This window comes from Actinokineospora sp. (assembly GCF_052390155.1).
Classification (GTDB): Bacteria; Actinomycetota; Actinomycetes; order Mycobacteriales; family Pseudonocardiaceae; genus Actinokineospora.
On record NZ_JBQTHF010000024.1, the window covers coordinates 120,494 to 133,862 of the forward strand.

15 protein-coding genes are annotated in these 13,369 nt (G+C 71.3%); 5 read left to right on the forward strand and 10 right to left on the reverse strand.

Going from position 1 to position 13,369, the window contains the following annotated elements; genetic code table 11:
* Positions 1–13 precede the first annotated feature (13 nt).
* A complete protein-coding gene (locus tag ACT4N7_RS09185) occupies positions 14–1,051 on the reverse strand; it encodes an acetyl-CoA C-acyltransferase (RefSeq protein ID WP_444828186.1) in 1,038 nt (345 codons plus the stop codon).
* A gap of 54 nt (positions 1,052–1,105) precedes the next feature.
* Between ACT4N7_RS09185 and ACT4N7_RS09190 the strand changes: the two genes are divergently transcribed.
* The 4 genes from ACT4N7_RS09190 to ACT4N7_RS09205 all read left to right on the forward strand — a co-directional run bounded on the left by ACT4N7_RS09190 (position 1,106) and on the right by ACT4N7_RS09205 (position 5,037).
* A complete protein-coding gene (locus ACT4N7_RS09190) occupies positions 1,106–2,329 on the forward strand; it encodes an acetyl-CoA acetyltransferase (protein WP_444828187.1) in 1,224 nt (407 codons plus the stop codon).
* Positions 2,330–3,850, forward strand: a complete 1,521-nt coding sequence (locus ACT4N7_RS09195; RefSeq protein ID WP_444828188.1) for a carotenoid oxygenase family protein — start codon at positions 2,330–2,332, stop codon at positions 3,848–3,850.
* A 77-nt stretch (positions 3,851–3,927) separates the two neighbouring features.
* Complete coding sequence (locus ACT4N7_RS09200) at positions 3,928–4,413, forward strand: hypothetical protein (RefSeq protein WP_444828189.1); 486 nt, start codon at positions 3,928–3,930, stop codon at positions 4,411–4,413.
* A gap of 93 nt (positions 4,414–4,506) precedes the next feature.
* Entirely contained in the window at positions 4,507–5,037 is a 531-nt protein-coding gene (locus tag ACT4N7_RS09205) for a hypothetical protein (protein ID WP_444828190.1), read from the forward strand.
* A 42-nt stretch (positions 5,038–5,079) separates the two neighbouring features.
* Here the strand turns inward: ACT4N7_RS09205 and ACT4N7_RS09210 are convergent, their stop codons facing one another.
* From ACT4N7_RS09210 to ACT4N7_RS09245, 8 genes are all read right to left on the reverse strand, one after another.
* On the reverse strand, positions 5,080–5,454 hold the full coding sequence (locus ACT4N7_RS09210) for a VOC family protein (protein ID WP_444828191.1): 375 nt from the start codon (positions 5,452–5,454) through the stop codon (positions 5,080–5,082).
* A gap of 120 nt (positions 5,455–5,574) precedes the next feature.
* A complete protein-coding gene (locus ACT4N7_RS09215) occupies positions 5,575–7,236 on the reverse strand; it encodes a fumarate hydratase (RefSeq protein ID WP_444828192.1) in 1,662 nt (553 codons plus the stop codon).
* Positions 7,237–7,813: 577 nt separating this feature from the next.
* A complete protein-coding gene (locus tag ACT4N7_RS09220) occupies positions 7,814–8,785 on the reverse strand; it encodes a sigma-70 family RNA polymerase sigma factor (protein WP_444828193.1) in 972 nt (323 codons plus the stop codon).
* A 266-nt stretch (positions 8,786–9,051) separates the two neighbouring features.
* Complete coding sequence (gene dtd / locus ACT4N7_RS09225; RefSeq protein WP_444828194.1) at positions 9,052–9,477, reverse strand: D-aminoacyl-tRNA deacylase; 426 nt, start codon at positions 9,475–9,477, stop codon at positions 9,052–9,054.
* Positions 9,474–10,964 (reverse strand): DUF7782 domain-containing protein, encoded by a 1,491-nt coding sequence (locus ACT4N7_RS09230; protein WP_444828195.1) that lies wholly within the window; start codon positions 10,962–10,964, stop codon positions 9,474–9,476. Before ACT4N7_RS09230 ends, dtd begins: the two co-directional genes overlap by 4 nt.
* 69 nt (positions 10,965–11,033) lie before the next feature.
* A complete protein-coding gene (locus ACT4N7_RS09235) occupies positions 11,034–11,252 on the reverse strand; it encodes a type II toxin-antitoxin system HicB family antitoxin (protein WP_444828196.1) in 219 nt (72 codons plus the stop codon).
* The gene (locus tag ACT4N7_RS09240; protein ID WP_444828197.1) at positions 11,249–11,452 is read right to left on the reverse strand and encodes a type II toxin-antitoxin system HicA family toxin; all 204 of its coding nucleotides are present in this window, start codon (positions 11,450–11,452) and stop codon (positions 11,249–11,251) included. Before ACT4N7_RS09240 ends, ACT4N7_RS09235 begins: the two co-directional genes overlap by 4 nt.
* 73 nt (positions 11,453–11,525) lie before the next feature.
* The gene (locus ACT4N7_RS09245; protein WP_444828198.1) at positions 11,526–12,083 is read right to left on the reverse strand and encodes a class I SAM-dependent methyltransferase; all 558 of its coding nucleotides are present in this window, start codon (positions 12,081–12,083) and stop codon (positions 11,526–11,528) included.
* A 99-nt stretch (positions 12,084–12,182) separates the two neighbouring features.
* On the opposite strand from ACT4N7_RS09245, the gene ACT4N7_RS09250 reads away from it, so the two are divergent.
* Positions 12,183–12,497 (forward strand): DUF3099 domain-containing protein, encoded by a 315-nt coding sequence (locus ACT4N7_RS09250; RefSeq protein WP_444828199.1) that lies wholly within the window; start codon positions 12,183–12,185, stop codon positions 12,495–12,497.
* Here the strand turns inward: ACT4N7_RS09250 and ACT4N7_RS09255 are convergent.
* Positions 12,479–13,363 (reverse strand): carbohydrate kinase family protein, encoded by an 885-nt coding sequence (locus ACT4N7_RS09255; RefSeq protein WP_444828200.1) that lies wholly within the window; start codon positions 13,361–13,363, stop codon positions 12,479–12,481. The two genes, ACT4N7_RS09250 and ACT4N7_RS09255, sit on opposite strands and share 19 nt — an antisense overlap.
* Positions 13,364–13,369: the final 6 nt, after the last annotated feature.

A 13,369-nucleotide genomic window follows, 5' to 3' on the forward strand; every position in this document is an offset into this window, starting at 1 on the left:
GCCTGTCGGTGGGTTAGCCGGAGCGGTCCAGTACCAGGGCGACGCCTAGGCCGGCGGCGGCGCTGACGCCTGCTACGCCGAGTCGTCCCGCGTGGCGTTCCAGTTCTTCCAGGCAGCCGCCGACCATGATGGCGCCGGTGGCGCCGAAGCAGTGACCCATGGCGATGGTGCCGCCGGAGGGGTTGAGGCGGTCGGGGCCCGCGTCGAAATCGCGGCGTAGGCGTAGGCACAGGGCGGCGAACGCCTCCGCGAACTCGAATACGGCGACTTCGGCGGGCAGTACGGCCGCGCGGCGCATCGCTTCGGTCATGGCGTCCTGGCCTGCGGTCAGCATGGTTACCGGGTCGTGGGCGGCCGAGGTGACGATTCGGGCGCGCGGAGCGATGCCCAGTCGGTGGGCGGCCCGAGCATCGCCGATGAGGAGTAGGGCGGCGCCGTCCGCCAGGGCGGGGGAGGTGCCGATGGTGTGGTGGTGCTCGATCCGGTCAGGCCATGCCCGGCTCGACAGGGCGAGGTCGTCCTGGCCGTCGGCGCCGAGGGCGGCGAACGCGGGCGGCAGCGCGGCCAGCGCGGCGCGGCTGGTGTCGGGTCGGACCAACTCGTCGGCCGTGAGACCTCCGGTGCGCCGCACCACTTCCGCACCTGTCCACAGTGGAGCGCCATCGCTGAACATGGGGACTCGGGACACGCTCTCCACGCCGCCCGCGACGGCCAGGCTCAGCTCTCCGCCGCGCACCCGGGCGGACGTCTGGGCGACCGCGTCGATCCCCGAGGCGCAGAACCGGTTGACCGTCACCCCCGGCACCCGGTCGCCCCAGCCCGCGAGCAGGTTCGCCGTGCGCGCCAGGTTTCCGCCCTGCTCACCGCCCTGCGACGCGCAGCCCAGCACCACGTCCTCCACCGTGGCGGGATCCAGGCCGCGATTGCGCTCCACGAGCGCGCGCTGCAAGCCGGTGACGAGGTCGAGGGGCGTCAGGTGGTGCAGACCACCGCGAGCCGAGCCGCGCCCCCGGGCGGTGCGGACGTAGTCCAACACGTACGCCTGGTTCATCCCCACCCCGTAGTTGTAGTCTCGAATTCCCGGCAGTGGCAAGGAGGCGGACGCATGGGCGCGGGCCAGGTCGGCGTGGTGGGCGGCTATCAGACCGATTTCGCGCGGAACCTCACCCGCGAGGGCCGCGACATCGGCGACCTGGTCGCCGACGCCGTGCACGGCACGCTCGACGCGGCGGGAATCGGCCCTGGCGAGGTCGGGGTGATCCATGTCGGCAACGCGTTCGGCCAGTTGTTCACCGGCCAGGGCCACCTCGGCGCCATGCCCGCCACCGTCGTGGAGGACCTGTGGGGCGTGCCCGCGACGCGGCACGAGGCGGCGTGCGCGTCCGGCGGGGTCGCGCTGCTCGCCGCCATGGCCGACCTGGAGTCCGGCCGCTACGACGTGGCGCTCGTGCTCGGCGTCGAGATCGAGCGGGCGGTGTCCGGCGACGACGCCGCCCGCCACCTCGGCGCGGCGGCGTGGGTGGGGCACGAGGGCGAACAGGCGAAGTTCATCTGGCCGTACATGTTCGGCCGCCTCGCCGAGGAGTACGACCGCCGCTACGGCATCGATGACGCGCACCTGGGCGCCATCGCCGAGTTGAACCTGCGCAATGCCAAGGCGAACCCGAACGCGCAGACCCGCTCGTGGGCGTACACCGAGGCCAGTTTCACCGCCGACGACGAGGCCAACCCGGTGGTCGAGGGCCGGGTGCGCAGGCAGCACTGCAGCCAGGTGACCGACGGCGCCGCCGGGGTGGTGCTGGCCTCCGACCGCCGGCTGCGCGACCATCCGACGGCCCGCGCGTCGCGGGTGCTGGGCTGGGGCCACCGCACGGTCGGCCTGTCGCTCGACCGCAAACTGGCCCGCAGCGCGGGGGAGCGCTACACCTTGCCGCACGTCCGGCAGGCCGTGCTCGACGCCTTCGGCCGCGCGGGCATCGGCGGGGTGGACGACCTCGACGGCATCGAGACGCACGACTGCTTCGCGATGGCCGAGTACGCCGCGATCGACCACTTCGGCATCACCGAGCCGGGCGAGAGCTTCAAGGCGATCGAGAACGGCGAGCTGGAGCGCGGCGGGCGCATTCCGGTCAACCCGAGCGGCGGACTCATCGGCGGCGGCCACCCGGTCGGCGCCACCGGGGTGCGCATGGTGCTCGACGCGCACAAGCAGGTGACCGGCGCCGCCGGGGAGTACCAGGTGGACGGTGCGCGCCGGTTCGGCACGCTCAACATCGGCGGCAGCACCGCCACCACGGTCACGTTCGTGCTCGGTACGGAGGAGTCCTAAATGGACGTGGAGATCCTGGGTCGGGCACTGAGCACCCTGCCCGCCGACGACGACCACCCCTACCGCAGCGGGCCGTGGCGCCCGCAGACGGTGGAGCGCGCCGCCGACGACCTGGAGGTCATCGGCGAGATCCCCGCCGACCTCGACGGCGTCTACCTGCGCAACACCGAGAACCCGGTCCATCCGGCGATCACCACCTATCACCCGTTCGACGGCGACGGGATGGTGCACGTCGTCGGCTTCCGGGACGGGAAAGCGTTCTACCGCAACAGGTTCGTCCAGACCGATGGCTACCTGGCCGAGCAGGAGGCCTGCCGTTCGCTGTGGGCCGGGCTGGCCGAGTCGCCGGAGAGCGCCGTGCGCGCGGACGGCTGGGGCGCGCGCGGCCGGATGAAGGACGCCTCCAGTACCGACGTCGTCGTACACGCGGGCGTGGCGCTCACCAGCTTCTACCAGTGCGGCGAGCTGTACCGGCTCGACCCGCTGACCCTCGACCCGCTCGGCAAGTCCACTTGGGACGGTCAGTTTCCGGCGGCGGGTGTCTCCGCGCACCCCAAGGTCGACGACGCGACCGGTGAGCTGCTGTTCTTCAACTACGGCAAAGACGAGCCGTTTCTGCACTACGGCGTGGTCGACGCGGACAACCGCCTCGCGCACTACGTCGACGTGCCGCTGCCCGGCCCGCGGCTGCCACACGACATGGCGTTCACCGAGAACTACGCCATCCTCAACGACTGCCCGCTGTTCTGGCGGCCCGAACTGCTCGCGCAGGGCGCGCACGTCGCCCGGTTCCACCCCGACCTGCCGCTGCGTCTTGGCGTGCTCCCCCGCCGCGGCGGCGGCGACGAGGTGCGCTGGTTCGAGGCCGAGTCCACCTTCGTGCTGCACTTCGTCAACGCCTATGAGGACGGCGACGAGATCGTGCTCGACGGGTTCTTCCAGTCCGACCCGGAGGGCCGCGGCGGCGTCTTCCCCGGCGACCAGCGCTACGCCCGGATGTACCGGATGCTCTCCCTCGACGGCATGCAGACCCGGCTGCACCGCTGGCGGCTGAACCTCGCCACCGGCCAGACCAAGGAGGAACGGCTGTCGGACTCGATCACCGAGTTCGGCATGATCAACTCCGGGTACGCGGGCCGCCCGTACCGCTACACCTACGCCGCCACCGGCGAACCGGGCTGGTTCCTGTTCGACGGCCTGGTCAAACACGACCTGGACACCGGCCGCGAGGAGCGCTTCCGGTACGGCGCGGGCGTGTTCGGCAGCGAGACCGCTGTCGCGCCGCGCGTGGGCTCGCGGGGCGAGGACGACGGCTACCTCGTCACCATCACCACCGACATGAACACCGACCGCTCGGAGTGCCTGGTCTTCGACACCGCGTGCGTCGCCGACGGCCCCGTCGCCCGGATTCGGTTGCCAGAGCGGGTCTCCAGCGGCACGCACAGCACCTGGGCCCCGGGCGGCGCCCTGCCGGGCTGGCGCGACGCCGACGATCCGGCGACCGCCGTGGGGCTGTCCTGACCGACCAGGTCGGCGGGCGGCCCGAAATTTTACGCCGCCCGTGCAACCCGCGCGCCGCCCGGGTCCGTCCTCCGCACATGAAACGCCTAGGAACCATTGCCGGCGCAGGCGTTCTGCTCGCGGTGCTGACCGCCTGCGCCACCCCGCAGGAAGACCCGATCCAGCCCGGGCAGCAGCCGCCGCCCGCGGCCGAGCCGCAGGCGCCGGAGCAGTCCGACGAACCGGACCGCCAGCCCGCGCGCACGCCGCCCTCGGGCGGCACGGCCGTTCCCGCCGCGCAGGTCGACGTCTCCGCGCTGCCGCAGAACTATCCGGTCATGGTGTGGACCGAGGACACCGGCAAGGCCGTCGGCGTGGTCGCCCAGGAAGGCGGCTGCGGCAAGGCGAGCGCCGAGGTCGCCGACCAGTCCGGCGCCCAGATCGTGGTGAAGATCGTCGAGACGACACCGGCGAAGTCGCAGATGTGCACGATGGATCTGCGCTACCCCAAGCTGACCGTCGAACTCGCCCAGCCACTCGGCGAGCGCAAGGTCGTGCTGCAAGGGGAGCAGCGCACCGAGTAGAGCCTCCTCCCTGGTGCCCCGGTCGGCTGCCCCCCGGCCGGGGCACCGCTGGCGTCGTGCAACCGAGGCGGTGCCGAGTACCGTCCTTCGACCATGAGGATCTCGTTGTTGACCGCCGGTGCGGTCCTGGCCCTGCTCGTCCTGACGGCGTGCGGCCAGCGTGCCGACCAGGTGGGCGTGGGCGCCGCCCCCGAGACCACCACGGTGGTGATCTCCACCTCCTCCGCACCCCCGCCCGAGGTGAGCGGGCCCGTTCCCGCCCCGCCGCAGGTGAGCGTCGACCCGACCGGGGTGGCCGTGCCGCCCGGGCTGCGCGAACTGCCGCCCACCCAGGTCGACGCCAAGGGGCTGCCCGCGACCTACACCGATCGCCGGGTGTGGGTGTCGGCGGACGGCACCGTGCTGGAGTTGATCGCCGTCGCCATGGATAGCTGTGCGGGCGTCGAGGGCCGCGTTGTCGAGGCCACCGCGTCGGCTGTGCGCGTCGCGCTGAGTCCGATGGCGCAGACGCAGGGCGGGCCCGAGGGCCAGATCTGCGCCACGGTGCTGACGCCGCGGCCGATCTCGGTGCCGCTGGGCGAACCACTGGGCAAGCGCACTGTGGTGATTGTCGAAGGCCCCTGACGCGCGCGGGCGGCTCCCATGGGGACGCCGCCCGCCGCCGGGTCAGCCGTAGGTGCGGGTGATCACTTCGAGCCAATGCCCGCTGGGATCGGCGAAGTAGACGCCGCGGCCGCCGAAATTGGTGTTGATCTCGCCGGGCTGCCGCTGGTGCGGGTCGGCCCAGTAGTCCAGCCGGAGCCGCTCGATCCGGGCCATGATCGCGTCGAACTCGGCCTCGGTGACCAGAAACGCGTAGTGCTGCGAGGAAACCGGGCCGTCCGCCTGGATGTAGTCCAGCGTCACGCCGTTGCCGAGCGGCACGGCCAGGAACGGGCCTGCGGGGACGGGCGCGGGCAGGTCGAACAGTTCGGTGAGGAATTGTGCCGCGGTGTGCCGGTCTTCGGCGAACACGGCGGTGTGGTCAAGTCGGACTGTCATGGGAAATCCCGGTGGTTCCAGTGCCTCCATGCTCGGGCGAGTCGCCCGCGACACGCGACGCCACCGATGGAACACGACAGCACCCCGCGCCGTCAAGACACGGGTCTGTCCATTATGGACTCAGCGGCGGAACGAGATCTGCAGCGTCGGCTGCGAGGTGCCCGCGAAGAAGTCGTTTCCCTTGTCGTCCACCACGATGAACGCGGGGAAGTCCTCGACCTCGATCTTCCACACCGCCTCCATCCCGAGTTCCGCGTACTCCAGGACGTCGACCCGCTTGATGCAGTCCTGCGCGAGCCGGGCAGCCGGGCCGCCGATCGAGCCGAGGTAGAACCCGCCGTGCGCCTGGCACGCGTCGGTGACCTGTCGGGAGCGGTTTCCCTTGGCCAGCATGACCATCGAGCCGCCTGCGGCCTGGAACTGCTCGACGTAGGAGTCCATCCGGCCCGCCGTGGTCGGGCCGAACGAGCCGGACGCGTAGCCCTCGGGGGTCTTCGCCGGGCCCGCGTAGTACACCGGGTGATCCTTGAGGTAGTCCGGCATCGGCTCGCCCGCGTCGAGCAGTTCCTTGATCTTGGCGTGCGCGATGTCGCGCGCCACCACCAGCGGGCCGGTCAGTGAGAGCCGCGTCTTCACCGGCAGCGCGGACAGCGTGGCGCGGATCTCGGCCATCGGGCGGGTGAGATCGATCCGCACGACCTCGTCGGACAGTTCGTCGCCGCGCACGTCGGGCAGAAAGTGCGCCGGGTCGCGCTCCAACTGCTCGATGAACACGCCGTCCGGGGTGATCTTCGCCTTGGCCTGCCGGTCGGCCGAACACGACACGGCGAGCCCCACCGGGCAGGACGCGCCGTGCCGGGGAAGCCGGATGACGCGGACGTCGTGGCAGAAGTACTTGCCGCCGAACTGCGCGCCGATGCCGAACTGCCGGGTCATGTCCAGCACCTGCAGCTCCAGGTCGACATCGCGGAAAGCGTTGCCCAGCGCGGAACCCTCGGTCGGCAGGGTGTCCAGGTAGCGCGCGGACGCGAGCTTGGCCACCTTGAGGTTCTGCTCCGCGGACAGCCCGCCGACGACGATCGCCAGGTGGTACGGCGGACACGCGGCCGTGCCAAGACTGCGCAGCTTCTCGTCGAGGAACTTCGCCAGCCGCGTCGGGTTCAACACGGCTTTGGTCTCCTGGTATAGGAAAGTCTTGTTGGCCGAGCCGCCGCCCTTGGCCATGAACAGGAACTCGTAGCTCGGGTCCGTGCCCGGCTTGGTGTGGATGTCGATCTGCGCGGGCAGGTTGGTGCCGGTGTTCTGCTCGTCCCAGAACGTCACCGGCGCCATCTGCGAATAACGCAGGTTCAGCTCCTGGTACGCCTCGTAGATGCCCCGCGCAAGCGCCTGCTCGTCGGTGCCGCCGGTGAGCACGTTCTCGCTGCGCTTACCCATCACGATCGCGGTGCCGGTGTCCTGGCACATCGGCAGCACGCCGCCCGCCGAGATGCACGCGTTGCGGAGCAGGTCCATGGCGACGAACCGGTCGTTGGCGCTGGCCTCGGGGTCGTCGACGATCGCGCGGAGCTGGGCGAGGTGGGAGGGGCGCAGGAGGTGCTGGATGTCCTGGATTGCTTCTTTGGCCAGGAGGGTCAGGGCTGCCGGGTCGACCTGGAGGAACTTTCGACCGGCGGCCTCGATGACGCGCACGCCTGCTGGGCTCACGAGCCGGTATTCGGTGGTGTGGTCTGGGGCTAGCGGCAGGACATCGGTGTAGGTGAAATTCGTGGTGGCGGTCACGATTGGCGAGGCTCCCTTGCACGCGTCTTTCCGGGAAACGTACTCCGGTTGCGCTCACCCATCGGTGGGGCGGGGCGGCGTGTGGGGTTACGCACATGATCGGCTGGCCGTGCTGGGGCGTCAAAGACCGGTGGTGTGTGTGGTGGCGCGCATCGATCGGTGGCGTGGGAGGTGGCGCGCGTGGATCGGTGGGGGCGGGGCGGATTTTATGGTGTCGCGTCTCGCTGTAAAGGGCGGCCGTCGCTGCGCGATCGGCGTTCCGCCGACCCTTGACAGCGAGCCTCTCGCAACACCTCGGGCTCGGGCCCCCAGGGTGAAACCCTGGAGGCAACCGGGTGAGCGCCCTCCGCGAACATGCGGGGCTATGCCGGAAGGCCGGGGCGGCCCCCGGCCGTCCCGGCCTCCCGTCGCGGGCGACTCGGAACGTCAAGGGAGCTGGGTTCCGGGCCGCGTAGATTGTGAGGTTGACGGTGCCGTGACTGCGGTCACATGTCAACGCTGCTATCTAGGTGACGTGAGTGGGCGCGGTGAGGTTGCTCGCTGTGGTCACTTTCTTTCCCCGCCGTCGTCCAGGGGGTTAGCTTGCGTAGGCGCGGAGCTTTTCGGCGCGTTCGCCTTGGCGGAGCTTGGACATGACCTCGCGTTCGATCTGGCGGACGCGTTCGCGGGACAGGCCGAAGCGCTTGCCGATCTGGTCGAGGGTGCGTGGCTGGCCGTCGTCGAGGCCGTAGCGGAGGCGGATGACCAACTGCTCACGGTCGTCCAGGGTGGCGAGGACGCGACGCATGTCGTCTTGGAGGAGGCCGGAGATCACGGCGCTCTCGGCGTCGGTGGCTTCGCCGTCCTGAATGAAGTCACCGAGGGGGGCGTCCTCGTCCGAGCCGACGGGCATGTCGAGGCTTACCGGGTCACGGGCGTGGTCCAGCAGGTCGGAGACCTTGGCGGTGGTGAGCCCGGCTTCCCTGGCCAGCTCGTCCTTGGTGGCCTCGCGGCCGAGCTGCTGGTGCAGGTCCCGCTTGATCCGGGCGAGCTTGTTCACCTGTTCCACCAGGTGGACGGGCAGCCGGATGGTGCGGCCCTGGTCGGCCATGCCACGGGTGATGGCCTGCCGGATCCACCACGTCGCGTACGTCGAGAACTTGAAACCCTTGGTGTAGTCGAACTTCTCCACCGCGCGGATGAGACCGAGGTTGCCCTCCTGGATCAGGTCCAGCAGCGGCATGCCGCGCCCGGTGTAGCGCTTGGCGAGCGACACGACGAGGCGCAGGTTCGCCTCCAGCAGGTGGTTCTTGGCGACGTGGCCGTCGGCGACCAGCGCGCGCAGTTCGGCGCGGCGGGCGTGCGACAGGTCGGGCGCGGTGTCGAGCATGTGCTGCGCGAAGACCCCCGCCTCGATGCGCTTGGCCAGCTCCACCTCCTGCGCCGCGGTCAGCAATGCCGTGCGTCCGATCCCGTTGAGGTACACGCGGACCAGATCGGCCGCGGGGCCTTGGGCGTCGAGGTCGGCTTCGTAGGTCACCTCGGGCTCGCGCTGTTGCGGGACCGTCATGGTGCTCCCTCCCCCTGTCGCGGTGGTTCTGCTCTGCAAAACGCGATCGGGACCGGATTCGTTCCCGGCTTCCCATCTAGATGACGTCGTTGCCGAACGACTGGTTGTTCAGGTTTACCTGAGGTTTCCCTGAGAAGTCGGCGGTGTCGCGACGCCAACGTTCGCACCGCGCGCGGTCGCGGCGCATCAGCCCGGAGGGGGGCGGCCGGGTCATACTTTCGAGGGTGGGGACCGTCCACGGGAGACGGTGTGCTGGCCTGAACCGGTCAGATCTCGACAAGCACGGTGAACGGGCCGTCGTTGACGCTCTCGACGGCCATCATCGCGCGGAAGCGGCCGGTTTCCACCCGGGCGCCGCGGGCGCGGAGTTCGGCCACGGTGGCGTCGATGAGCGGTTCGGCGTCCTCGGGCCGCGCGGCCGTGGTCCAGGACGGGCGCCTGCCCTTGCGGGTCTCGCCGTACAGTGTGAATTGACTCACTATCAACAGTGGCGCATCTGTGCCTGCGCACGACTGCTCGTCGCGCAGGATGCGGAGTTCGTGCAGTTTGCGGGCCATCGTGGCGGCTTTGTCCGGTGTGTCGTCGATGTGCACGCCGAGCAGTACCAGCAGACCCGGCTCATCGATCCGGCCGACGATCTCGCCATCGACGGTCACCGAGGCGCTGGTGACCCGCGCCACGACCGCCCTCACGCCAGCTCCACCGGCAGCAGCATCCCGTGCTGGATCAGGTCGACCACCACAGGCAGCGCGGCAGTGACCAACTCCTCGGCGGACAGGTCGGTCGCGATGCCGAGCAGGGTGAGCAGTCCGGCCAGCGACACGTGGCCGCGGCAGCCGCCGAGCAGCGCGGTGACCAGCTCGTCGGTCTCCTGCTGCCAGCCAGGGCCGTCGGTCCGGTGCAGCCTGCGGACCAGCTCGGACCAGCCCTCCGCGCCCGGTTCGGACACCTGCTCCAGCACCACGCTCGGCGGCACGACCAGGGTCGCCGACAGCAGCCGCTTCGGGTCGGAGTTGGCGCGCAGCCAGGCGACCCGGTCGAGCCAGGCGCCCGCCTCGGGGCCCAGCGGGTCGTCGTAGGCGTGCCGGAGGTCTTCGCAGGCGACCTCGGTGTCGCAGTCGGTGGCGCGCAGGGTGACGAACCCGAACCCGATGCCCACGACGTCGTTGTCGGCGAACCAGTCGAGCCAGGCGGACGTCTTCGCGGCGCCCTCGGCCGAGCGCGGGTCGATACCCGCGTCGCGCAGCCAGGTGCCGACGTAGAGCGCGGGCTCGGCGACGTCGCGCTGGACGAACCACGCGTCGACGCCCTCGTCGGGCAGCCACTGGGTCACCCGGTCGGCCCAGTCCTCGCCGCGGCGGTGCAGCCACGACGCGAGCAGGTGGCCGACGCCGCCCTCGGCGAGCACGCCGGGCAGCCCGCGCACGACGTGCGCGCTGGCGCCGTCGCCCGCGAGACCCGAGTCGCGGTAGACGTAGTCGACCCGCGGCGGCCCCACCACGAACGGCGGATTGCACACCACCTGGTCGAACCGCCGTCCCGCGACCGGCTCGAACCACGGCCCGCGCGCGGTCTCGACGGTGAGCCCGTTGAGCCGGAACGTCGCGGTCGCCAGCGCGAGGGCGCGGGCGGACAGGTCGGTCGCGGTGACCCGCTCGGCGTGCCTGCTCGCGTGCAGGGCCTGCACGCCGCAGCCGGTGCCGAGGTCGAGCAGCGACCCGACCGGCCTGCGCGTCGTCGCCCGAGTCAGACTCAGCGACGCGGGTCCGATGCCGAGCACGTGATCGGCCCCGACCGGCCCACCGAGCTGCTCCGCGTCGAGGTCGGCGAACACCCACCAGCAGCCCTGGCCGTCGCTGTAGGGGCGCAGGTCGAGACCCGCGCGAACCTGGTCGCCGTCGGCGCGCAGCAGCCCCGCCGCCACGGCCGCGTCGACGTCGCCGAGCGTCTGGGCCACCTTGGCCCGCGGCTGCGCGTCGCCGACGAGGAACAGGCGCACCAGCGTGTCCAGCGGCGCACCCGCCCGCGTCGCCCGGCGCGCGGGCTCGGGTTCCCCCCGCCCGAGGGCGGCGTGCGCCTGCTCGCCCAGGAGGGCCACCACCGCGTCGGCGTCGTACTCGGCGGCGTGCAGGGAGTCGCGGAGGCGGTCGCAGAAGTCGGCGCTGAGGCGGGGCGGCACCCGGGAATGCTCGCACGCGCCGCGGCGGTGGGTCGGATCAGCTCACCAAGATCAACTGGAAGCGGTTGCTCAGGCCGCGTCGACCGTGGTCGCACCGATGGCCGACGGCGGCGGGACGGGCTCCCCGTTGGCTCGCATCCCGCGGAGGTGGAATGCGATGGCCTTCTGCATCTCGACCACTGTCTCGTCGTAGCTGTCCGCCAGGGCGACGCATCCAGGAAGATCCGGACACCAGGCCCCGAAGCCACCGTCTTCTGCGCGCTCGATGATGATCACGTAGCTGCTCACGGAGTCCTCCTGGTGATACCCGCTTGCCTCAGGATGCTGCGCTCGATTCCGATCGGCAAGTCCTTGCTCGGAGCACCTGCCACGGTGACTCGTCCAGGCTTGGTCGAATGCGTGAATTGTCGATGGCTTCCACAGGTCGAAGTGTGTCGCCAACCATCCGCTTCGATGAGTTTGATGATCTGTCGCACCTTGAGCGGCACGCCGTCCCCCTTCGTATGTTCGTGAAGGGTCGCGGGTTCGGTCAGGGCAGCAAACGGCTGTCCACAGGCTGTGTCAGTGGCGGGCGATGAGGTGGACCAGGGCGGCTGGCTGGTCGCTCTCGCGGGGCAGGTCGTAGCGGGCCAGGACGTTCGCGCCCACGGCGGCCAGGTCGGCGACCACCTCGTCCGCCGCGCACGCGAACGGGTCGCCCGAGGCCGGGGTGGGGCTCAGGACCGACAGCAGGCCGCCCGGCCGCAGCGGTGCCACCAGGGCGCGCAGCATGGCGACCCGGTCTTGCGCGTACTGCAACAGGTTGTGGCAGAGCACGACGTCGAAGTCGTGGGTGCCGAACAGGTCCGGGGCATCCTCGGCCATCGCCTGCACGACGTGTACCCGGTCGGCCACCCCGGCGGCGTCGGCGTGGTCCATGGCGGTGGTCAGCATCGCGCCTGCTGGGTCGAGCACGGTGACCTCGTGCCCGCGCAGGGCGAGCCGCACGGCTTCGCGGCCGGTGCCGCCCGCCGCGTCGAGGATGCGGCGGGGGGTGTCGAGATGGCGCACCAGGGTGGCCTCGGTCGACGCGTGGCTGCCTCGCCAGTCCCGGCAGGCCCCGACCCAGTCGACCGTCATAACTCCCTTTCTACCGCCGGCCGCCGGATTCGAAACCAACCTCCACCCGGATGGCGCAATTGCGTCCCGGCGGGGGAGGATGGTCGAGGAGGTGGTGTCGTGAAGGGCGCCGAGCGGGACGACACCCCGGTACTGATCACCGAGGCCGAGCCGTCGTACGAAGTGCAGTTCGCCGCGCGCAAGCGCAAGTACATGATCATGATGGGCTTGCGGCTGCCGTGCCTGCTCCTCGCGGGCCTGTTCCACGAGACGTGGTGGCTGGCGCTCGGGTTCGTCGCGCTGTCGGTCCCGCTGCCGTGGATGGCGGTGCTCATCGCCAACGACCGGGCGCCGCGCAAGGCGGAGAAGGTCAACCGGTTCCGGCCGGACGCCAAGGCGATCGAGCCGACCGACCGTCAGGTGATCGACGGCTGACGCGGCGGCTGGGCGCCGACCCGGCGCACGGCCTCGGTCCCGGTGGCCACCCCGGCGAGCAGCGCCTCGCGCGGTGTCGCGCCGGAGAGCCATGCGGTGAGCAGGCCCGCGTCGAACGCGTCCCCGGCGCCGGTCGAGTCGGCGCAGTCGGCCCTCGGCGCGGCCACCGACACCGTCCCGTCCCGATCCACCCAGGACGCCTCGCCGGGCCCGTCGGTGACGGCCACCGCACCCACCACGTCCAGCAGGTCGCGCGCGTTCCCGGTCAGCGCGCGCAGTTCGTCGGCGTTGGGCAGCAGCAGGTCCACCCCGCGCACGGCGTCGAGGAACGCGGCCGGGTCGCGGATCAGCGCCGCCGCCTGCGGGTCGACCGACGTGGTGAGCCCGGCGGCGCGCGCTGCGGCCAGCACGTCGATCCCGGCCTGCCGCGACGACTCGTCGAGCAACACGTAGCCGGACAGGTGCAGGTGCCGCGCGCCTGCCAGCAGGCCGGGGTCGGCGTCGGTGCCGCGCAGGTGGGCGTTGGCGCCCCGGTCGGGCAACATGCTGCGCTGCCCCGTTTCGTCCACCAGCACCACCACGCAACAGGTAGCCGCGCCTGGGTCGACGGTGAACGCACAGCGCACCCCGGCCGCGGTCAACTCGGCGCGCACCTGCGCCCCGGCCGCGTCGTCGCCGACTCGGGCGACCAGCACCGCGTCCACGCCCCGGTTGGCGAGCCAGGCCGCGGTGTTCGCGCCCGCGCCGCCCACGCTCAGCGTGACCTTCGCCCGGGAGTCGCTGCCGTGCGCGATCGGGCCGACATGCCGGGCGACGATGTCGAGCCCGGCGTCGCCGACGACCACCACGGTCGGCCGAGTCGTCATCGGGCT

Excerpts from the sequence above, each read along its gene's own strand:
- ACT4N7_RS09195 (WP_444828188.1), top strand. The coding sequence starts at position 2,330 with ATGGACGTGGAGATCCTGGGTCGGGCACTGAGCACCCTGCCCGCCGAC.
- ACT4N7_RS09210 (WP_444828191.1), bottom strand. The coding sequence starts at position 5,454 with ATGACAGTCCGACTTGACCACACCGCCGTGTTCGCCGAAGACCGGCAC.
- ACT4N7_RS09200 (WP_444828189.1), top strand. The coding sequence starts at position 3,928 with ATGAAACGCCTAGGAACCATTGCCGGCGCAGGCGTTCTGCTCGCGGTG.
- ACT4N7_RS09255 (WP_444828200.1), bottom strand. The coding sequence starts at position 13,363 with ATGACGACTCGGCCGACCGTGGTGGTCGTCGGCGACGCCGGGCTCGAC.
- ACT4N7_RS09205 (WP_444828190.1), top strand. The coding sequence starts at position 4,507 with ATGAGGATCTCGTTGTTGACCGCCGGTGCGGTCCTGGCCCTGCTCGTC.
- ACT4N7_RS09245 (WP_444828198.1), bottom strand. The coding sequence starts at position 12,083 with ATGACGGTCGACTGGGTCGGGGCCTGCCGGGACTGGCGAGGCAGCCAC.
- ACT4N7_RS09220 (WP_444828193.1), bottom strand. The coding sequence starts at position 8,785 with ATGACGGTCCCGCAACAGCGCGAGCCCGAGGTGACCTACGAAGCCGAC.
- ACT4N7_RS09190 (WP_444828187.1), top strand. The coding sequence starts at position 1,106 with ATGGGCGCGGGCCAGGTCGGCGTGGTGGGCGGCTATCAGACCGATTTC.
- ACT4N7_RS09185 (WP_444828186.1), bottom strand. The coding sequence starts at position 1,051 with ATGAACCAGGCGTACGTGTTGGACTACGTCCGCACCGCCCGGGGGCGC.